This window comes from Saccharopolyspora rhizosphaerae (assembly GCF_003931915.1).
Classification (GTDB): domain Bacteria; phylum Actinomycetota; class Actinomycetes; order Mycobacteriales; family Pseudonocardiaceae; genus Saccharopolyspora; species Saccharopolyspora rhizosphaerae.
Window position 1 is genome coordinate 350890 of the sequence record NZ_RSAA01000007.1, and the last position, 18945, is coordinate 369834.

Annotated in this window: 17 protein-coding genes; 2 read left to right on the top strand and 15 right to left on the bottom strand. The window is 70.6% G+C overall.

All coding sequences use genetic code 11. From position 1 onward, the window contains the following. Positions 1 to 153: 153 nt before the first annotated feature. The 12 genes from EIL87_RS08295 to pdxS all read right to left on the bottom strand — a co-directional run bounded on the left by EIL87_RS08295 (position 154) and on the right by pdxS (position 12530). Positions 154 to 2466 carry a RelA/SpoT family protein gene (locus tag EIL87_RS08295; protein ID WP_125089578.1) on the bottom strand — a complete coding sequence of 771 codons (2313 nt, stop codon included), beginning with the start codon at positions 2464 to 2466 and terminating at the stop codon, positions 154 to 156. 397 nt (positions 2467 to 2863) lie between these two features. Beyond that, the gene (locus EIL87_RS08300) at positions 2864 to 3418 is read right to left on the bottom strand and encodes an adenine phosphoribosyltransferase (RefSeq protein ID WP_125089579.1); all 555 of its coding nucleotides are present in this window, start codon (positions 3416 to 3418) and stop codon (positions 2864 to 2866) included. Next, a complete protein-coding gene (gene secF, locus EIL87_RS08305; protein ID WP_125089580.1) occupies positions 3418 to 4593 on the bottom strand; it encodes a protein translocase subunit SecF in 1176 nt (391 codons plus the stop codon). Before secF ends, EIL87_RS08300 begins: the two co-directional genes overlap by 1 nt. Continuing rightward, positions 4590 to 6131: a protein translocase subunit SecD gene (secD, locus tag EIL87_RS08310; RefSeq protein WP_125089581.1), complete on the bottom strand. Its 1542-nt coding sequence runs from the start codon at positions 6129 to 6131 to the stop codon at positions 4590 to 4592. Before secD ends, secF begins: the two co-directional genes overlap by 4 nt. Before the next feature lie 336 nt (positions 6132 to 6467). Continuing rightward, on the bottom strand, positions 6468 to 6845 hold the full coding sequence (yajC, locus tag EIL87_RS08315) for a preprotein translocase subunit YajC (protein ID WP_125089780.1): 378 nt from the start codon (positions 6843 to 6845) through the stop codon (positions 6468 to 6470). Positions 6846 to 7007: 162 nt separating this feature from the next. Further along, positions 7008 to 8078: a Holliday junction branch migration DNA helicase RuvB gene (gene ruvB / locus EIL87_RS08320; RefSeq protein ID WP_125089582.1), complete on the bottom strand. Its 1071-nt coding sequence runs from the start codon at positions 8076 to 8078 to the stop codon at positions 7008 to 7010. Between the two features lie 8 nt (positions 8079 to 8086). Next, a complete protein-coding gene (gene ruvA, locus EIL87_RS08325; protein WP_125089583.1) occupies positions 8087 to 8686 on the bottom strand; it encodes a Holliday junction branch migration protein RuvA in 600 nt (199 codons plus the stop codon). After that, positions 8683 to 9303, bottom strand: a complete 621-nt coding sequence (ruvC, locus tag EIL87_RS08330) for a crossover junction endodeoxyribonuclease RuvC (RefSeq protein WP_125089584.1) — start codon at positions 9301 to 9303, stop codon at positions 8683 to 8685. The genes ruvA and ruvC overlap by 4 nt, the downstream gene beginning before the upstream one ends. A 130-nt stretch (positions 9304 to 9433) precedes the next feature. Continuing rightward, positions 9434 to 9901, bottom strand: a complete 468-nt coding sequence (locus tag EIL87_RS08335; RefSeq protein ID WP_125089781.1) for a DUF4262 domain-containing protein — start codon at positions 9899 to 9901, stop codon at positions 9434 to 9436. Between the two features lie 183 nt (positions 9902 to 10084). Beyond that, positions 10085 to 10837 carry a YebC/PmpR family DNA-binding transcriptional regulator gene (locus tag EIL87_RS08340; RefSeq protein ID WP_125089585.1) on the bottom strand — a complete coding sequence of 251 codons (753 nt, stop codon included), beginning with the start codon at positions 10835 to 10837 and terminating at the stop codon, positions 10085 to 10087. A 34-nt stretch (positions 10838 to 10871) separates the two neighbouring features. Further along, positions 10872 to 11516, bottom strand: a complete 645-nt coding sequence (pdxT, locus tag EIL87_RS08345; RefSeq protein WP_125089586.1) for a pyridoxal 5'-phosphate synthase glutaminase subunit PdxT — start codon at positions 11514 to 11516, stop codon at positions 10872 to 10874. 111 nt (positions 11517 to 11627) lie between these two features. Beyond that, positions 11628 to 12530, bottom strand: a complete 903-nt coding sequence (gene pdxS / locus EIL87_RS08350) for a pyridoxal 5'-phosphate synthase lyase subunit PdxS (RefSeq protein ID WP_125089587.1) — start codon at positions 12528 to 12530, stop codon at positions 11628 to 11630. 199 nt (positions 12531 to 12729) lie between these two features. Between pdxS and EIL87_RS08355 the strand changes: the two genes are divergently transcribed. Next, positions 12730 to 14838 (top strand): elongation factor G-like protein EF-G2, encoded by a 2109-nt coding sequence (locus EIL87_RS08355; protein ID WP_125089588.1) that lies wholly within the window; start codon positions 12730 to 12732, stop codon positions 14836 to 14838. 12 nt (positions 14839 to 14850) lie between these two features. Here EIL87_RS08355 and pgsA read toward each other — a convergent pair whose 3' ends face one another. After that, complete coding sequence (gene pgsA, locus EIL87_RS08360) at positions 14851 to 15453, bottom strand: phosphatidylinositol phosphate synthase (protein WP_125089589.1); 603 nt, start codon at positions 15451 to 15453, stop codon at positions 14851 to 14853. A 212-nt stretch (positions 15454 to 15665) separates the two neighbouring features. On the opposite strand from pgsA, the gene EIL87_RS08365 reads away from it, so the two are divergent. Then, positions 15666 to 16190 (top strand): YceI family protein, encoded by a 525-nt coding sequence (locus EIL87_RS08365; protein ID WP_125089590.1) that lies wholly within the window; start codon positions 15666 to 15668, stop codon positions 16188 to 16190. A gap of 56 nt (positions 16191 to 16246) precedes the next feature. Here the strand turns inward: EIL87_RS08365 and EIL87_RS08370 are convergent, their stop codons facing one another. Next, positions 16247 to 16726: an HIT family protein gene (locus EIL87_RS08370; RefSeq protein ID WP_125089783.1), complete on the bottom strand. Its 480-nt coding sequence runs from the start codon at positions 16724 to 16726 to the stop codon at positions 16247 to 16249. A gap of 83 nt (positions 16727 to 16809) precedes the next feature. Then, entirely contained in the window at positions 16810 to 18834 is a 2025-nt protein-coding gene (gene thrS, locus EIL87_RS08375) for a threonine--tRNA ligase (protein ID WP_125089782.1), read from the bottom strand. Positions 18835 to 18945: the final 111 nt, after the last annotated feature.

Sequence of the window (18945 nt, forward strand, 5' to 3'; positions counted from 1 at the left end):
TCACCGGAGTGCTCCGGCCACGACCGCTGACGTGGCGGGCCGGCCCTCTCAAGCCCGCCCGACAACACCAGCACCCGGCCCGGAGAGACCTCGGCCGGAGGGCCACCCGGAGGAGCTTCGGCTCGGGGTGGCGGGTCAGCTCGGGGTGGCGGGTCAGGTGGCCGAGGTGACCCGGTAGACGTCGTAGACGCCTTCGATGTTGCGGACGGCCTTGAGGACGTGGCCGAGGTGCTTGGGGTCGCCCATCTCGAAGGAGAAGCGGCTGACCGCGACCCGGTCCTTCGAGGTGGTCACCGATGCCGAGAGGATGTTGACCCGCTCGTCGGCCAGCACCTTCGTCACGTCGGACAGCAGGCGGTGCCGGTCCAGGGCCTCGACCTGGATGGCCACCAGGAACACCGAGGACGACGACGGGGCCCAGTGCACCTCGACCAGGCGCTCCGGGGTCTTGCGCAGGTCGTCGGCGTTGGTGCAGTCGGTGCGGTGCACGCTGACCCACCCGCCGCGGGTGACGAAGCCGAGGATCTCGTCGCCGGGAACCGGCGTGCAGCAGCGGGCGAGCTTCGCCCACACGTCCCCGGCGTCCTTGACGACCACGCCGGAGTCGCCGCTGCTGCGCCGCCGCCCGCCGCCTTCCAGCGTGGACGGCGTGGAGCGCTCGGCGATCTGGTCGGCGGCCTGCTCCGGTCCGCCGATGTGCGCCACCAGCTGGTTCACCAGGTGCTGCGCCGAGAGCTGCTTCTCCCCCACCGCCGCGTACAGGGCGGTGACGTCGACGTAGTGCAGCTCGCGGGCCACCGCGCCGAGCGCCTCGGCCGAGACCAGGCGCTGCACCGGCAGGCCGAGCCGGCGGATCTCCTTGGTGATGAGCTCCTTGCCGTTCTCGATGGCCTCTTCGCGGCGCTCCTTGGCGAACCACTGCTTGATCTTGGCCTTGGCGCGCGGCGAGGCGACGAAGGACAGCCAGTCGCGGCTCGGTCCGGAGCCCTCCGCCTTCGAGGTGAAGATCTCGACGACCTCACCGTTCTCCAGCTTGCGCTCCAGTGCCACCAGCCGGCCGTTGACCCGCGCGCCGATGCAGCGGTGCCCGACCTCGGTGTGCACGGCGTAGGCGAAGTCCACCGGCGTCGAGCCGGACGGCAGCGTGATCACGTCGCCCTTGGGCGTGAACACGAAGATCTCACGGGTGGCCAGGTCGTAGCGCAGCGACTCCAGGAACTCGCCCGGGTCGGCCGCCTCCCGCTGCCAGTCCAGCAGCTGGCGCATCCAGGCCATCTCGTCGACCTCGACGCCGCCACCGCTGTTGCGGCCCTTGGTCTCCTTGTACCGCCAGTGCGCGGCGATGCCGTACTCGGCGGTGCGGTGCATCTCGTGGGTGCGGATCTGCACCTCGAGGGGCTTGCCCTCCGGGCCGATGACCGTGGTGTGCAGCGACTGGTAGACGCCGAAGCGCGGCTGCGCGATGTAGTCCTTGAAGCGGCCGGGCATCGGCTGCCACCGCGCGTGCACCACACCCATGGCCGCGTAGCAGTCGCGGATCTCGTCGACCAGGATCCGCACGCCCACCAGGTCGTGGATGTCGTCGAAGTCGCGACCCCGGACGATCATCTTCTGGTGGATCGAGTAGTAGTGCTTCGGCCTGCCCTCGACCTTCGCGCCCAGGCGCGCGGTGTCGAGCTGCTGGGACAGCTCGTCGATCACCGTGCGCAGGTAGGTGTCGCGGGACGGCGCTCGGTTGGCCACCAGGCGCACGATCTCGTCGTACTTCTTGGGCTGCAGGATGGCGAAGGCCAGGTCCTCCAGCTCCCACTTGATGGTGGCCATCCCCAGGCGGTGGGCCAGCGGCGCGAGCACCTCCAGGGTTTCGCGGGCCTTGCGGGCCTGCTTCTCCGGAGGCAGGAAGCGCATGGTGCGCATGTTGTGCAGCCGGTCCGACAGCTTGATCACCAGCACCCGCGGGTCGCGGGCCATCGCGATGATCATCTTGCGGATGGTCTCGGCTTCGGCCGCCGCCCCCAGCTTGACCTTGTCCAGCTTGGTGACGCCGTCCACCAGGTGGGCGACCTCGTCACCGAAGTCGTTGCCCAGCCGCTCCAGCGAGTACTCGGTGTCCTCGACGGTGTCGTGCAGCAGGCCGGCGACCAGCGTGGTGGTGTCCATGCCCAGCTCGGCCAGGATCGTGGCCACCGCCAGCGGGTGCGTGATGTAGGGGTCGCCGGACTTCCGCTTCTGGCTGCGGTGCTTCTCCTCCGCGACGTCGTAGGCGCGCTGCAGCAGCGTCAGGTCGGCCTGCGGGTGCAGCTCGCGGTGGACCGCGGCCAGCGGCTCCAGGACCTGCTTGACCTGGGCGGCGCGCTGGGCGGTGATCCTCCTGGCCAGTCTGGCGCGCACTCGGCGCGTGGCCGAGGTCGCACGCGGCTCGGCGACCGGATCGGTCGCCGAAGGAGAATCAACGTGGTGGCTCACCGCACGCTCCCGGGCTCAGGCGTTGCTCAATCCCAGGTCCGGGGGACCCGGACACTGAGAATAACGCCGATGGGTCAACGGCCCTTCCCTGGTGTGGTGGTTCGTACGCCCAACGGTCACCTCTTGCAGCCGAAACGACCTCAGGAGTTCGGCCCCGCCGATCATCGGGGGTGATCGGAACGCGTGGTGGGAGTGCCGCGTGGGGCGGCCCCACCTCGGACCCGTTGACCGTCGCTCCTGGTCAGCGCGGTGCTCGACGATTCCGAGCGGACCTCACCGAGAGTGACGTCCGCACCGGGAACCTCCACGCGCGGGAGCGGGGAGGTGTGACCACACCGTTCCGGTGAGAGTTCCCACCGGAACCACCCCGGGCGGTTCCGGTGGGACTGCGGAGACCTCAGGAGCGCAGCAGAGCTCGGACGTGCTCGCCGTCGACCTTCGCGCGACCTCCGAGGGCCGCCAGCTCCATCACCACGGTGGCCGCGGTGACCTCGGAACCGGCCTGGCGGACCAGTCGGCAGGCCGCGCCGAGCGTGCCGCCGGTCGCCAGCACGTCGTCCACGACGAGGACGCGCTGACCCGCGCGCAGCGTGTCGGCGGGCAGCTCCAAGGTCGCGTGGCCGTACTCCAGCTCGTAGGAGATCCGGTCGGCGACCTCGGGGAGCTTGCCGGGCTTGCGCAGCCCGATCACGCCGGTGCCGTGGGCCTGGGCGACGGCGGCACCGAGCAGGAAGCCGCGGGCCTCCACACCGGCGACGACGTCGAACTCCAGGCCCCGGCCCAGCGCGTCGGTGATCGCCCGCAGCGCGGCCGGGTCGGCCAGCATCGGGCTGATGTCGCGGAACAGCACGCCCGGTTCCGGGAAGTCGGGGACCTCCCGGATCAACCGGATCGAGTTCTTCAGGTCGACGTCGTCACCGTCGACGACCTCGACGGCGGTGTGCTCGGGCATCAACGACGTCGCTTCCCGCTCGGGCGCGCGGCTTTGCCCGCCGGGCGCGCCGCGGACTGCTGCCGCGTCGCGCCGGCCGAGACCGGGCGCTTGGACTCTTCCTCCGGGACCTCGTCGCCGGCCTCGCGGGCGGCGGCCTTGGCCCGGCGCTGCTCGACCTTCTTGGCGTGCGAGCGGTACTTCGACTCGCGCATCTTGAAGTCCACGAGCAGCGGCGTCGCCAGGTAGATCGAGGAGATGACACCGGCGATCATGCCGACCATCTGCACCAGCGCCAGGTCGCGCAGCACGCCCACGCCGAGCAGACCCGCACCGACCACGAGCAGGCCGAGCACCGGCAGCAGCGCGATGATCGACGTGTTGATCGAGCGCATCAGCGTCTGGTTGACCGCCAGGTTCGCCGCCTCCGGGTAGGTGCGACGGGTCATGCTCAGCAGGCCCCGGGTGTTCTCCTTGACCTTGTCGAAGACCACCACGGTGTCGTAGAGCGAGAAGCCGAGGATCGTCAGCAGACCGATCACGGTGCTGGGCGTGACCTCGAAGCCCAGCAGCGAGTAGATGCCCGCGGTGACCACGACGTCGTGCAGCAGCGCGATCAGCGCTGCCACCGCCATCCACTTCTCGAAGTAGAACGCCAGGAAGATCGTCACGAGCACCAGGAACACGCCCAGGGCGAGCAGCGCCTGGGTGGTGATCTCCTCACCCCAGGTCCCGGAGACCGCGCTGTCGCTGATCACCTGCTGGCTGGGCTTGCCCGCCGCGTCCAACGGCTGGACCTGGTCGAAGATCGACTGCTTGACCGCGAGGACCTGCTCGACGTTCAGCGACGAGGAGCGGATCTGGATGCTCTGGTTCGCCCCGGCGCCCACGACCTGGACGGTCTCGGCCGGGTGCCCGACCGCCTCGCTGAAGGCGGACTGCACCTCGTCGGTCTCGATCGGCCCCTGGGCGCCGACCGCCGGCATGGCGATCTTGGTGCCGCCCTCGAAGTCGATGCCGAGGTTGAACCCCTTGAACCCGATCGCGCCGAGGCACACCAGCACCAGCAGTCCGAGCGCGATGTACCAGCGGGAACGCTTGCCGACGATGTCGAAGGCACCGGTTCCGGTGTAGAGCCGGTGGAAGACGCTCTCGCGCTCCTGGGCCCCTTCAGTGCTAGGAGTCGTCACCTTCACGCCTCCTTGGAGGTGGTCGCGGCGGCCTTGCGCGCGGCGCGGTTCCGGTCGCCGAGGCGCTGCACGGCGCCCAGCCCGGAGACCGACGGCTTGGACAAGAACTTGTTCCTCGAGGCCAGCGCAACCAGCGGGTGGGTGACCAGGAAGACCACCACGAGGTCGAGCACGGTGGACATGCCGAGGGTGAACGCGAAGCCCTTCACCTGGCCGACGGCCAGCACGTAGAGCACCGCGGCGGCCAGGAAGCTGACCGCGTCGGCGGAGAGGATCGTGCGCCGCGCCCGGACCCACGCCCGGGGCACCGACGAGCGGAAGGTGCGACCCTCGCGGATCTCGTCCTTGAGCCTCTCGAAGAACACGATGAACGAGTCGGCGGTGATGCCGATGGCGACGATGAACCCGGCGACACCGGCGAGGTCGAGGGTGAAGCCGATCCACCGCCCGAGCAGCACCAGCACGCCGTAGACGATGCCGGCGGACAGCACGAGCGACAGCACGGTCAGCACGCCCAGAAGCCGGTAGTAGGCCAGGCAGTAGACCGCCACCAGCAGCAGACCGATGCCGCCCGCGATCAATCCCGCCTCCAGCGAGGCGACGCCGAGCGTCGCGGAGACCGTTTCGGCCTCGGACTGGTCGAAGGCCAGTGGCAGCGAGCCGTACTTGAGGATGTTGGCCAGGTCGGTGGCCGACTGCTGGTTGAACTGGCCGCTGATGCTGGCGTTGCCGCCCAGCAGCGGCTCGTTGATCGAGGGCGCCGAGACCACCTCGCTGTCGAGCACGAAGGCGGCCTGCTGGCCGACGTTGGCGGAGGTGAAGTCCGCCCAGGTCTTGGCGCCGGCCGACTTGAAGTTCAGGCTGACCGTCCAGCCCGGCTGCCCGCCCTGCGGGTTCGGCGGCTGGGCCGACGCGTCGGCGATCTCCTTGCCCTCCAGGAACACCGGCTCGAGGACGTACTTGGCGGTGCCCTCCCGGTCGCAGGTGACGAGCGGCAGCGTCGGGTCCTCGTTGCCGCGCAGCGGGTCCTCGGCGGCGCAGTCCAGCGACTGGGCGGCCTGCACCTGCACGTTCGGGTCGGTGCTCTGGCGGGTCGACTTCGCCTGTGCGATCGCCTGCTGCGCATCGCCCGGCGGCGGAGGCGTCGGAGCCGGTGGCGGCGTGGCCGGGAGCTGCTGGGCGACCTTGCGGAAGTTCAGCTCCGCCGTCTGCCCGAGCTGCTTGGCCTGCTCGCCGCCCTCACCGGGCACCGTGATGACCAGGTTCGACCCGTCGAGGGCGACCTCGGAGCCACCGATGCCCATGCCGTTGACGCGGGTCTCGATGATCTGCCGCGCCTGGTCCAGCGATTCCTTGCTGGGGGGCTGCCCGTCCGGGGTGCGCGCGGTCAGCGTGACCCGCGTCCCGCCCTGCAGATCGATGCCCAGTTTCGGGTTGGGCTTGCCATCGCCGGTGAGGAACACCAGTGAGTACAGCGCCACCACGATCAGCGCGAAGATCGCGAGATAACGCCCTGGGCGCATCTGCCCGGCCGGAGGTGCCACGGTGCGTCGGTCTCCTGTTCAGGGTCTGTTCGGACGCGCGACCCGGCCGGGGCCGGGAGCGCGAGCGGCGAGCGGTGCCGCCTCGACAACGTACCGCCGGTTCCTACCGCGTTCCGCCCATCGATGCGATCTCGTGGCGATCTTCGCCACGCCACCGCGTACCGCGTTCGACACTCCAGTCTCGCAGGCCGGAACCGGGCCTCGACTACGTGGGGTGGCCGAAACGCAGCGACGCGGGACCGGAGCCGTTCGGCCCGGTGCCCGCGTCGCGCTGACGACGTGCGATCCCCCGGCGGGCCGCTCCTGCGCAGCCCGTCGTCGGGTCGACCAGGTGCGTCAGCTGGTCTTCTGCTTCTCGGCCGAGTCGGTGGCCTCGGTCTCGGTCGTGCCCTCGACCTCGGTCCCCTCGGCCGCGTCAGCGGAGGCCTCCGCGGCCGGGGCCTCGGCGGCCTCGGTGTCGACCTTCTCGCGGACCGCCTGGCGCACCCAGGTGGTGGTCATGCCCGGGGCGATTTCGATGTCGATCGTGTCGTCGCTGGTGGACACGACCGTGCCGAAGACACCCGAGGTCGTCATCACCCGGTCGCCGGCGGTGATCGAGTTCTGCAGCTTCTGCTGCTCGGCCATCGCACGCTTCTGCTTGCGGGCCTGCAGGAACAGCGGCACCGCCAGGAGGACGATCAGCAGCGGCAGGATCAGGGATTGGAGTTGCATCATGCTCCGTTCAGCGGGCGCACGACAGGACCAACCACGCAGTCCGCGCCCGGTTTGTTCGGATGTTCTAGCCCCAGTCTGCCAGGTCGGCGGGAGTACCAGGTCGACACGTGGCATTCGGCTGGTCCGCCGCCACCGTAACGGCGGATTGTCACCATTCGGTCACTGCTCGAACAGCGTTGGCGGACCGTCGCCCGGTGTGTTGGCCGGAGGCGTCATTCCCAGGTGGTACCAGGCGGCCGCGGTGGCTACCCGACCCCGGGGCGTGCGGGCCAGGAACCCGGCTCTGACCAGGTACGGCTCGCACACCTCCTCCACGGTACTGGGTTCCTCACCCACGGCGACGGCCAGCGTGGAGATGCCCACCGGGCCGCCGTGGAAGGACTTGATCAGCGCGCGCAGCACCGCCCGGTCCAGCCGGTCCAAGCCCATCTCGTCCACGTCGTAGACCTGCAGCGCGGCCCGGGCGACCTCGCGGGTCACCGCGCCCTCGGCGCGGACCTCCGCGTAGTCGCGGACCCGGCGCAGCAGCCGGTTGGCGATCCGCGGCGTGCCGCGCGAGCGGGCCGCGATCTCGGCGGCGCCGTCGTCGCGCAGGTCCACGCCCAGGATCCCGGCCGAGCGGCGGACCACCTGGTCGAGTTCGTCGGGCGTGTAGAACTCCATGTGCGCGGTGAAGCCGAACCGGTCGCGCAGCGGCCCGGTCAGCGCACCGGACCTGGTCGTGGCCCCGACCAGCGTGAACGGCGCGAGCTCGAGCGGGATGCTGGTGGCACCGGGGCCCTTGCCCACGACGATGTCGACGCGGAAGTCCTCCATCGCCAGGTACAGCATCTCCTCCGCCGGTCGCGCGATCCGGTGGATCTCGTCGATGAAGAGGACGTCGCCCTCGGTGAGGTTGGACAGCATCGCCGCCAGGTCACCGGGCTTCTCCAGCGCCGGCCCGGAAGTGACGCGGATGGCCGACCCCAGCTCCTGGGCGATGATCATCGACAGGCTCGTCTTGCCCAGCCCGGGGGGACCGGAGAACAGGACGTGGTCGGGCTGGTCACCGCGCCGCAGGGCACCGTGCAGCACCAGCTCGAGCTGTTCGCGCACGCGCGCCTGGCCGACGAACTCGCTGAGCTTGCGCGGGCGCAGCGTCGTCTCGACGTCGCGGTCGCCGGGGTCCTCGTGCGGACCCAGCGAGACGGAGTCCGCCGGAACCGACGCCCAGTCCTCTTCCTCGTACATCGGCTACCTCACTTGGGCCCGAGGGTGGCCAGCGCCTTGCGCAGCACGGCCGAGGTGTCCAGGTCACCGCCGCCGTCGGCCAGCACCGCCTCCACGCTCTGGTCGGCCTGCTTGGCCGAGAAGCCCAGGCCGACCAGCGCTTCGGAGACCTCGCTGCGGACCCGGCCGCGGTCGACGGTGGCCGTCGGCTCGACGGTGGTCCCGGCGACAGCGGTGACCTTGTCGCGCAGCTCGAGGATCAGCCGCTCGGCGCTCTTCTTGCCGATGCCCGGGACCTGGGTGAGCACCGTGAGGTTGCCGTCGGCCAGCGCCGTGCACAGCTGGTCCGGCGTGAGCACCGCGAGCGTGGCCAGGGCCAGCCGGGGGCCGACGCCGGAGGCGGTCTGCAGCAGGCCGAACAGGTCGCGGGCTTCGGCGTCGGCGAAACCGTAGAGGGTCAACGAGTCCTCGCGCACCACCAGCGAGGTCCACAGCCGTGCCTCCTCGCCGCGGCGCAGCCCGGCGAGGGTGCCCGGGGTGGCGTGCACCGCCATGCCGACGCCACCGACCTCGACCACGGCGTGGTCGAGACCGATCGACAGCACCGGTCCGCGCACGGTGGAGATCATCGGGTCTTGCCTCCTGTTTCCGGGGCCGCCTTCGGGCCTGCCGACTTCTGCTGGGCCGACCTCTCCCGGGCGGCTTTGAGCTTGGCGCGGTGGTTGCGCGCCAGTTCGGCGGCCCGCGCCTCTGCCTGCGCCAGCCGGTCCATCATCGGTGCCCGCCACAAGTGGCAGACGGCCAGGGCCAGCGCGTCGGCCGCGTCCGCCGGTTTCGGTGCTTCGGCCAGCCCGAGGATCTTGGTGATCATCGTGGTGACCTGCTTCTTGTCGGCTCGGCCGGAACCGCTGATGGCGGCCTTGACCTCGCTCGGCGTGTGGAAGGCGACCGGCAGGCCGCGGCGGGCGGCCGCGAGCGCGACCACGCCGGACACCTGCGCGGTGCCCATCACCGTGCGCACGTTGTGCTGGCTGAACACCCGCTCGATGGCCACGACCTGCGGCTGGTGCACGTCGAGCCAGCGCTCGACCTCGGTGGAGACCGCCATCAGGCGCGAGGCGAGCTCGTCCTCCTGCGGACTGCGCGCCACCCCGACGGCCACGCAGGAAACGCTGCGCCCCTTGCCGCCGTCGACCACGCCGAGCCCGCAACGGGTCAGCCCCGGGTCGACTCCCAACACGCGCACGACGCCACCCACCAAGCCGAAGCCGCCAAGAACACTCGTTCGAACCCTAACGAACTGCGTCCCACCGACCACATCCGACACGCCTTCGCCCTCACCCGGCCGGGTGGAGAGGGCAGGTCACCGGGAGAGGTCAGGGTCCGTCGACACCGGGGGTCCAGGACTCCGGCGTGCCGGAGTCGGTCAACACCGGCTGGTACTCGCGGAAACCGCCTGGGGCGTCGGGATCCCAGGGGAACTTCGCCTCGTCGGGGCTGGAGGCGATCAGCTGCACCGCCGGGAAGTCGGGCCCGTTGTAGACCAGGAACGCCGAGCCCAGGTACTCCGGGTAGTGCTGCAGCGCGACCTTCTCGAAGGTCACCGGACAGCCCTGCAGGAACCCTCCGTAGAGGGTGCCGGGCTGGAAGCGCTCCCCCTGACCGGAGCGCTGCACGTAGGTGTTGACCACCGAGTGCGCGACGTCCTGCGGCAGCCCGATCACGACCACTTCAGGCTTGCCGAAGCGCCGCCACGCGCCCACCGAGAAGGCGTAGGCCGGGCCGTTGTCGTCGCCGGCCACGTGCATGACCGCAGCGCCGTGCTGCTCCGCGGTGTTGACCATCCACTTGCGCAGTGATTCATCGGTGTCGACCACGGCGCCATTCTGCACGTCACCGCAAGAACCGCTCCCACCGACGCCTCCGCGCGGGAAGCACCGTGGGAGCGGTTCGCGCACCGTGGTGGGCCGGGTGCCCGCAGCAGCCGCGTGCGGGCTGCGCTCACACCGACCGGCGTGCCGTCGAGCTCAGGCGTTGACCTCCGCCATGACGGAGTCGCTGACGTCGAAGGCCGCGTACACGTTCTGGACGTCGTCGCAGTCCTCCAGGGCGTCGATCAGCTTGAAGATCTTGCGGGCGCCCTCGGCGTCCAGCTCGACGTTGGTCGAGGCCAGCCAGTTGACCTCCGCCGAGTCGTACTCGATGCCCTCGGCCTGCAGCGCCTTGCGGACGTCGACCAGGTCCGAGGGCTCGCTCAGGACCTCGTAGCTCTCGCCGAGGTCGTTGATCTCCTCGGCACCCGCCTCCAGGACGGCCGCGAGCACGTCGTCCTCGCTGAGGCCGTTCTTGGGCAGCAGCACCACACCGCGGCGGGTGAACAGGTAGGCGACCGAACCGGCGTCGGCCATCGAGCCACCGTTGCGGGTCATGGCCGTGCGGACCTCGCCCGCCGCGCGGTTGCGGTTGTCGGTCAGGCACTCCACCAGCACGGCGACCCCGTTGGGGCCGTAGCCCTCGTACATGATCGTCTGCCACTCAGCGCCGCCCGCTTCTTCGCCAGCTCCGCGCTTGCGCGCGCGCTCGACGTTGTCCATCGGGACCGAGTTCTTCTTGGCCTTCTGGATCGCGTCGTAGAGGGTCGGGTTGCCCTCCGGGTCACCACCGCCGGTGCGGGCGGCGACCTCGATGTTCTTGATCAGCTTCGCGAAGAGCTTGCCGCGCTTGGCATCGACGGCGGCCTTCTTGTGCTTGGTGGTGGCCCACTTGGAGTGGCCGCTCATCTCTCCTCCGTCTTTCCACGCCCGCGGCGGGGTGTCACCGGCCGCGAACGATCCGTACGAAACAGCGGTGCACCCGCTCGTCCCCCTCGACCAGTTCCGGGTGGAAGGCCGTGGCGAGCACCGCTCCCTGCTGAACCGCGACGATCCTACCGGCGAGGCCATCGTGCTCGGTGGCGTCGGGGGTGGTCGCGGCGTCGAGGCCCCCGGGCACGGTGGCCAGGACCGACACGTCCTCCCCGATCTTGTCCACCCAGGGGGCGCGGATGAACACGGCCCGGACCGGGCCGTCGATCCCCTGGAAGTCCAGCTCGGTCTCGAAGGAGTCGACCTGCCGCCCGAAGGCGTTGCGGCGCACGACCACGTCCAGCGCCCCCAGGGGGCGGACCCCCGCGGTCCCGGCATCCTCAACGCTCGAGGCCAGCATGATCATTCCTGCGCAGGAGCCGTAGGCGGGCAGGCCCTCGGCCAGCCGGGCGCGGAGCGGTTCGTAGAGCTCGACGGTGTCCAGCAGCCGGGTCATGGTGGTCGACTCGCCGCCGGGCAGCACGATGCCGTCGACCGCGTCCAGCTCCTCGACCCTGCGCACGGGCACCGCGCGCGCTCCGCAGCGCTCCAGCGCGGCCAGGTGCTCGGCCACTCCGCCCTGCAGCGCCAGCACGCCGATGACGGGTTCACCCATCGTTGCTCCTCCTCGGGTGGTGCGGCTCGTGCCGGAGCCGGTCGGGACGTCTTGCGCGCACACCGGGACGCCGGTGCGGGGTGCGCACCGGCGTCCGGACGGCGGCTCGGCTCACCAGCCGCGACCGGCCAGGCGCTCCTGCTCGGGCAGGTCGTCGAGGTTGATGCCGACCATGGCTTCGCCGAGGCCGCGGGAGACCTTGGTGACCACGTCCGGGTCGTCGTAGAAGGTGGTGGCCTTGACGATCGCCTCGGCGCGCTTGGCCGGGTCACCGGACTTGAAGATGCCGGAGCCGACGAAGACGCCTTCGGCGCCGAGCTGGCGCATCATCGCCGCGTCGGCCGGGGTGGCGATGCCACCGGCGGTGAACAGCACGACGGGCAGCCGCCCGGTGCGCGCGACCTCGCGGACCAGCTCGACCGGGGCGCGCAGCTCCTTGGCCGCGACGTGGAGCTCGTCGGACTCCAGCGTGGCCAGGCGGCGCATGTCGGAGCGGACCTGGCGCATGTGCCGGGTCGCTTCGACGACGTTGCCGGTGCCGGCCTCGCCCTTGGAGCGGATCATCGACGCGCCCTCGGAGATCCGGCGCAGCGCCTCGCCGAGGTTGGTCGCGCCGCAGACGAACGGCACGGTGAAGGCCCACTTGTCGATGTGGTTGGCCTCGTCGGCAGGCGTGAGGACCTCGGACTCGTCGACGTAGTCCACGCCGAGCGACTGCAGGACCTGGGCTTCGACGAAGTGCCCGATGCGGGCCTTGGCCATCACGGGGATGGACACCGAGTTGACGATGCCTTCGATCATGTCCGGGTCCGACATCCGGGCCACGCCGCCCTGCGCGCGGATGTCGGCGGGCACGCGCTCGAGCGCCATGACCGCGACCGCTCCCGCCTGCTCCGCGATCTTGGCCTGCTCGGGGGTGACCACGTCCATGATCACGCCGCCCTTGAGCATCTCGGCCATGCCCCGCTTCACGCCGTCGGTGCCGGTGGGAGCGTTGTCCGCTGCGGTAGTCAACTTCGATCTTCCTTCACGTTCCGGTGCAGTTCCCGCCACCAAGCTAGCCACGAACTGGACCACCGACACGGTCCACTACACCTCGATTTCAGTAGTCCACTTCGCGATCCGGTCCCCCAGGCGCGGCCTTGCACGAGCAAAACTCCGGGTGTGTGATCGGAGGCACACCCCGCGTCGCCCGTAGTGCAGGGAGCAGGCCATGGGAAGCAAACAAGCCGGCACAGCAGCCGGGCCGGGCGTCCCGGCCCCGACAGATCCCGCTCAGATCCGCAACGTCGTCCTGGTCGGCCCCTCCGCGGCCGGCAAGACCACGCTCGTCGAGGCGCTGCTGGAGGCCACCTCGGTCATCCCGCGCCGCGGCTCGGTCACCGAAGGCACCACGGTGTGCGACCACGAACCGGCCGCGATCGAGCAGCAGCGCTCCATCGCCCTGTCCATCGCCCCGGTCCAGCACGGCGACATCAAGATCAACCTCATCGACACCCCCGGCTACGCCGACTTTATCGGTGAGCTGCGGGCAGGCCTGCGCGCGGCCGACGCGGCGCTGTTCGTGGTCGCCGCCACCGAAGGGGTCGACGCGGCCACCCGGGCGATCTGGCACGAGTGCGCGACCGTCGGGATGCCGCGGGCGGTGGTGATCTCGCGGCTGGACCAGCCGCGGGCCGACTTCGACACAGCGCTGCTGACCTGCCAGGACGCCTTCGGTGAAGGCGTCCTTCCGCTGTACGTGCCGCACTACGAGGGCGGCGAGCCGACCGGGTTGCTCGGACTGGTCACCGAGAGCCTCTACCGCGAGGGGCAGGTGCAGCCCGCCGACGAGGCGCTGCGCACCGAGATCGAGCAGCAGCGCGGCGAGCTCATCGAGGCGATCATCGCCGAGAGCGAGGACGAGACGCTGATGGACCGCTACCTCGCCGGCGAGCAGATCGACGAGGACACCCTCATCGGCGACCTGGAGACGGCGGTCGCGCGCGGCGGCCTGCACCCGGTCCTGCCGGTGTCGGCGCTGACCGGCCTCGGCATCCCGGAAGTGCTCGACGGGATCCGGCGCGGTTTCCCGTCCCCGCTGGAGCACGCGCTGCCCGAGTTCACCGACCCGCAGGGCGGCAACCCGCGCCTGCTCACGCCCGACCCGGACGGCCCGCTGGCCGCCGAGGTCGTGCACACCTCGGTGGACTCCTACGTCGGGCGGGTGTCACTGGCCAGGGTCTTCTCCGGCACGTTGCGGCCGGAGCGGCCGGTGCACGTCTCCGGGCACGGCATGGCCGAACGCGGGCACCCCGACCACGACGAGGACGAACGCGTCGCGCACCTGTACTCCCCGCTGGGGGCCACCCTGCGCGAGGTGCCGCGCTGCGTGGCCGGCGACCTGTGCGCGCTGACCAAGATCGGCTCGGCGGAGACCGGCGACACGCTGTCCGACCCGTCCGACCCGCTGCTGCTCACCCCGTGGCCGATGCCCGAGCCGCAGCTGCCGATGGCCGTCACCGCGCACAACCGCAGCGATGAGGACGCACTGGCCCGCAACCTCAACCGGCTCATCGCCGCCGACCCGAGCCTGCGCCTGGAACGCGACAGCGAGACCCACCAGCTGGTCCTGTGGTGCATGGGCGAGGCGCACGCCGACGTCGTGCTGCAGCGGCTGCGCGAGGGCGGTGCCGAGGTGGACACGGTCCCGGTCCGGGTTCCGCTGCGGCAGACCTTCGCCAAACCCGCCAAGGGGCACGGGCGTCACGTCAAGCAGTCCGGTGGGCACGGCCAGTACGCCGTCGTCGACCTCGAGGTCGAGCCGCTGCCACCGGGTTCGGGTGTGGAGTTCGCGGAGCGGGTCGTGGGCGGTGCCGTGCCCCGCCAGTTCATCCCCAGCGTCGAGAAGGGGGTGCGCGCGCAGCTGGAGAAGGGCATCACCGAGGGCTGCCCGGTGGTGGACGTCCGGGTGACGCTGGTGGACGGCAAGGCGCACAGCGTCGACTCGTCCGACGCGGCGTTCCAGGCCGCGGGGGCGCTGGGGGTGAAGGCCGCCGCCGAGCAGGCGGGGCTGACCACGCTGGAACCCGTCGACGAGGTCGCCGTGCACATCCCCGACGAGCACCTCGGCGCGATCCTGGGCGACCTGTCCAGCCGCCGGGGCAAGGTCGTCGGCACCGAACCCGAAGACGGCGGGTGGACGGTCGTGCGCGCGCACGTCCCGGCCAGCGAGCTGATCCGCTACACGGTCAACGTCCGGTCGCTGACCTCGGGCAGCGCCACCTTCACCCGGCACTTCGAGGGCTACGAGCCGATGCCGGACAACCTCGTGCCCAAGTGAGGGCGGACCTGGTCACCCCTGGGCCGAGGCGTGGACCGCGCGGAGGCGTTGGACGATGGTGACGGCCACCAGCGCCACCAGCAGCCAGATGGCGACGTCGAGGACCAGGGGGACGCCGAGCCCGTGCAGGCCCACGCCGGTGAGGACGACCAGGAAGCGTTCGGCGCGCTCGGCCAGGCCTCCCTCGGCCCGCAGGCCGTTGGCCTCGGCGCGGGCCTTGACGTAAGAGATGACCTGCGCGCCCACCAGGCAGATCAGCAGGCCCAGCCCGCGGTCCCGGTCGCCGTCGACGACGAGCGCCCACCACACCAGCGAGCCGAACAGCACGCCGTCGACCATCCGGTCGCAGGTGGCGTCGAGCACCGCGCCGAAGCGGGTGACGCGGCCGCCGACGCGGGCCATGGCGCCGTCGAGGACGTCGAAGAGCAAGAACACCGCGGTCACCACGGTGCCGACGAAGAGCTGACCGCGCGGGAAGAACCACAGCGCCGACGCGGCGGAGGCGGCGGTGCCGACGACCGTCACCGCGTTCGGCGTCAGTCCGATGCGGACCAGACCGAGGCCGAGCGGATGGGTCAACCGGGACAGGGACGCCCGCGCGAAGATGTTGAGCATGTGCCTTCTGGTCAGCCGTGGGTGAGCAGGGTGGACGCGCACGCGACGCGTTCGTGCAGAGTATCCGGGCCGAGATCGTCCACGCCCCGCTGGTGGGACGATCACCCGCCCGTCCGGTGATCCAGCGCACATCCGGGAATGGTTGAAGCTTCAATCGAGTTGAGCCACAGTGAGAGGCACGAGACCCCTACGACTCTTGGAGGCACTCGACAATGACGGCCACCGCGCAGATCCCCGGCTACACCGTCGGCACCTGGGACGTCGACCCGGTGCACTCGGACATCACGTTCTCCGTGCGCCACATGGGCGTCGGCAAGTCCCGGGGGCGCTTCGCCTCCTTCTCCGCCGAGGTCGTGACGGGCGAGGACCTGCTGCAGTCGTCGGTCAACGCGACCATCGACGTCACCTCGATCGACACCGGCAACGCCGACCGGGACGCGCACGTCCGCAGCGCCGACTTCTTCGACGCCGAGCAGTTCCCGACCGGGACCTTCCGCTCCACCGGCATCCGCCAGGACGGCGAGGACTACCTGATCGACGGCGAGCTGACCCTCAAGGGCGTCACCAAGCCGGTCACCCTCACCGCCGAGCTCGGCGGCTTCTCGGACAACCTGCTGGGCGTCTCGGCCAGCACGACCGTCAACCGCACCGACTTCGGCATCGGCCAGGCCGGCGGCGCCGTCATCGGCGAGAAGGTCACGCTGACCCTCGACATCGAGGCCCAGCTCCGCAGCTGAGCACTCCCCCGACCAGAAGGGCGGGACCGGCCGGTGCCGGTCCCGCCCTTCTCGTCTCAGTCCACGTCGCGCCAGGCGTCGGCCAGCAGCTTCCAGGTGTCGCCGAGCAGCTGCGGGAGCACCTTGGTGTGGCCGATGACCGGCATGAAGTTCGAATCCCCGCCCCAGCGCGGCACCACGTGCTGGTGCAGGTGCGCGGCGATGCCGGCACCGGCCACCGGACCCTGGTTCAGGCCGATGTTGAAGCCGTGCGGCGCGGAGATCGCGCGGATCACCCGCATCGCGCGCTGGGTGTACTGGGCGACCGCGACCGTCTCCTCGAGGGTGAGCTCGGTGTAGTCCGCGACGTGCCGGTACGGCAGCACCATCAGGTGCCCCGGGTTGTACGGGTAGAGGTTGAGGATCGCGAACACCAGCTCGTCGCGGGCCACGATCAGCGAGTCCGAGTCGGGTTGACCGGACTCCAGCAACAGGCAGAACGGGCAGCCGTCGCTGTCGTCGCTGACCGGCTTGTTCTCGCCCTGGATGTAGGCCATCCGGTGCGGGGTCCACAGCCGCTGCAGGGCGTCCTCGACCCCGACGCCGTCCTGCTGCGTCAGCTCGACGTCCTCGGGACCGCTCACGCCGGGCCCGCCTGGAAGTTCTCCGCGATCGGCGAGGCGTTCTCACGCCGCTGCACCCAGTCGACCAGCGCGTTCACCGCGTCGTCGACCGGGACGCCGTTGATCTGCGAACCGTCGCGGAACCGGAACGACACCGCGCCGGCCTCGACGTCCTTGCCGCCGGCCAGCAGCAGGAACGGCACCTTCTGCGTGGTGTGGTTGCGGATCTTCTTCTGCATCCGGTCGTCGCTGGTGTCGATGTCGACCCGGATCCCCTTCTCGCGCAACGCCTTGCGCACCCCCTGCAGGTGCTCGACGTGCTCGTCGGCGATCGGGATGCCCACCGCCTGCACCGGCGACAGCCACGCCGGGAACGCGCCCGCGTAGTGCTCGGTGAGCACGCCGAAGAAGCGCTCGATCGAGCCGAACAGCGCGCGGTGGATCTTGATCGGCCGCTGCTTGCTGCCGTCCGAACCGGTGTACTCGAGGTTGAACAGCTCGGGCAGGTGGTAGTCGACCTGGATGGTCGACATCTGCCAGCTGCGGCCCAGCGCGTCCTTGGCCTGCACGGAGATCTTCGGGCCGTAGAAGGCCGCGCCGCCCGGGTCGGGGACGAGCTCCAGCCCGGAGGACTCGGCCGCCTCGCGCAGCGCGTCGGTGGCGACCTCCCAGCTCTCGTCGCTGCCGACGTACTTCTCCTCGTTGCGGGTGGACAGCTCGAGGTAGAAGTCGTCGAGGCCGTAGTCGCGCAGCAGGTCCAGCACGAACCCGAGCAGCGACTTGAGCTCGTCCTGCAGCTGGTCCGGCGTGCAGTAGATGTGCGCGTCGTCCTGGGTCATGCCGCGCACCCGGGTCAGGCCGTGCACCACGCCCGACTTCTCGTAGCGGTAGACCGACCCGAACTCGAACAGCCGCAGCGGCAGCTCGCGGTAGGAGCGCCCGCGCGAGCGGAAGATCAGGTTGTGGAACGGGCAGTTCATCGGCTTGAGGTAGTAGTCCACCCCGGGCTTGCGCAGCTCACCGTTCGCGTCGCGCTCCTCGTCGAGGTGCATCGCCGGGAACATGCCGTCCTTGTACCAGTCGAGGTGACCGGAGGTCTGGAACAGCGTCTCCTTGGTGATGTGCGGGGTGTTGACGAACTCGTAGTCCGCCTCCTCGTGCCGCTTGCGGGAGTAGTCCTCCAGCTCGCGGCGGATGATGCCGCCCTTGGGGTGGAACACCGGGAGGCCCGAGCCGATCTCGTCCGGGAAGGAGAACAGGTCCAGCTCGGCACCGAGGCGGCGGTGGTCGCGCCGCTCGGCCTCGGCGAGCCACTCGAGGTGCTCCTCGAGCTTGTCCTTCGACTCCCAGGCCGTGCCGTAGACGCGCTGCAGCTGCTGGTTGTTCTGGTCGCCGCGCCAGTAGGCCGCGGCCACCCGCATCAGCTTGACGGCCGGGATGAACCGGGTGTGCGGCACGTGCGGTCCGCGGCACAGGTCGCCCCAGACCCGCTCGCCGTGCCGGTCGATGTTGTCGTAGACGGTCAGCTCACCACCGCCGACCTCCATGACCTCGGAGGTGTCCACCTCGTCGTCACCGGACTTGAGGTCGACCAGTTCGAGCTTGTACGGCTCGCTCGCCAGCTCCTCCTTGGCGGCCTCCACCGAGTCCAGGCGGCGGCGGGAGAACTTCTGGCCGGACTTGAGGATCTGCTTCATGCGCTTCTCCAGCGCCTGCACGTCCTCCGGGGTGAACGGCTTGTCGACGTCGAAGTCGTAGTAGAAGCCGTCCTTGACCGGCGGGCCGATGCCCAGCTTGGCGTCCGGGAACAGGTTCTGCACCGCCTGTGCGAGCACGTGCGCGGCGGAGTGGCGGATGACGCTGCGGCCGTCCTCGGTCTCCGCGGCGACCGCCTCGACCTCGACGTCAGCTTCGGGCGCCCAGTCCAGGTCGCGCAGGGTTCCCTCGGCGTCGCGGACCACCACGACGGCCTCCGGCCCCTTCGACGGCAGCCCCGCCTCGGCGACGGCCGCACCCGCGGTAGTGCCCGCCGGAACCTTCACCCGGGGTGCTTGCTGGGCGTGGGAAGGCTGTACGGACACGATCACTCCTCGACTGGGCCGGCGCACCGGCGCGGACACGCTTCGCAACCCGATGCTATCGGGGCGCACCAA

What these genes read in the sequence shown, in the direction of transcription:
- EIL87_RS08300 (WP_125089579.1), bottom strand. Translation starts at nt 3,418, where the DNA reads ATGCCCGAGCACACCGCCGTCGAGGTCGTCGACGGTGACGACGTCGAC.
- yajC (WP_125089780.1), bottom strand. Translation starts at nt 6,845, where the DNA reads ATGCAACTCCAATCCCTGATCCTGCCGCTGCTGATCGTCCTCCTGGCG.
- ruvB (WP_125089582.1), bottom strand. Translation starts at nt 8,078, where the DNA reads ATGTACGAGGAAGAGGACTGGGCGTCGGTTCCGGCGGACTCCGTCTCG.
- ruvA (WP_125089583.1), bottom strand. Translation starts at nt 8,686, where the DNA reads ATGATCTCCACCGTGCGCGGACCGGTGCTGTCGATCGGTCTCGACCAC.
- EIL87_RS08335 (WP_125089781.1), bottom strand. Translation starts at nt 9,901, where the DNA reads ATGGTCAACACCGCGGAGCAGCACGGCGCTGCGGTCATGCACGTGGCC.
- EIL87_RS08340 (WP_125089585.1), bottom strand. Translation starts at nt 10,837, where the DNA reads ATGAGCGGCCACTCCAAGTGGGCCACCACCAAGCACAAGAAGGCCGCC.
- pdxT (WP_125089586.1), bottom strand. Translation starts at nt 11,516, where the DNA reads ATGGGTGAACCCGTCATCGGCGTGCTGGCGCTGCAGGGCGGAGTGGCC.
- EIL87_RS08355 (WP_125089588.1), top strand. Translation starts at nt 12,730, where the DNA reads ATGGGAAGCAAACAAGCCGGCACAGCAGCCGGGCCGGGCGTCCCGGCC.
- pgsA (WP_125089589.1), bottom strand. Translation starts at nt 15,453, where the DNA reads ATGCTCAACATCTTCGCGCGGGCGTCCCTGTCCCGGTTGACCCATCCG.
- EIL87_RS08365 (WP_125089590.1), top strand. Translation starts at nt 15,666, where the DNA reads ATGACGGCCACCGCGCAGATCCCCGGCTACACCGTCGGCACCTGGGAC.
- EIL87_RS08370 (WP_125089783.1), bottom strand. Translation starts at nt 16,726, where the DNA reads ATGGCCTACATCCAGGGCGAGAACAAGCCGGTCAGCGACGACAGCGAC.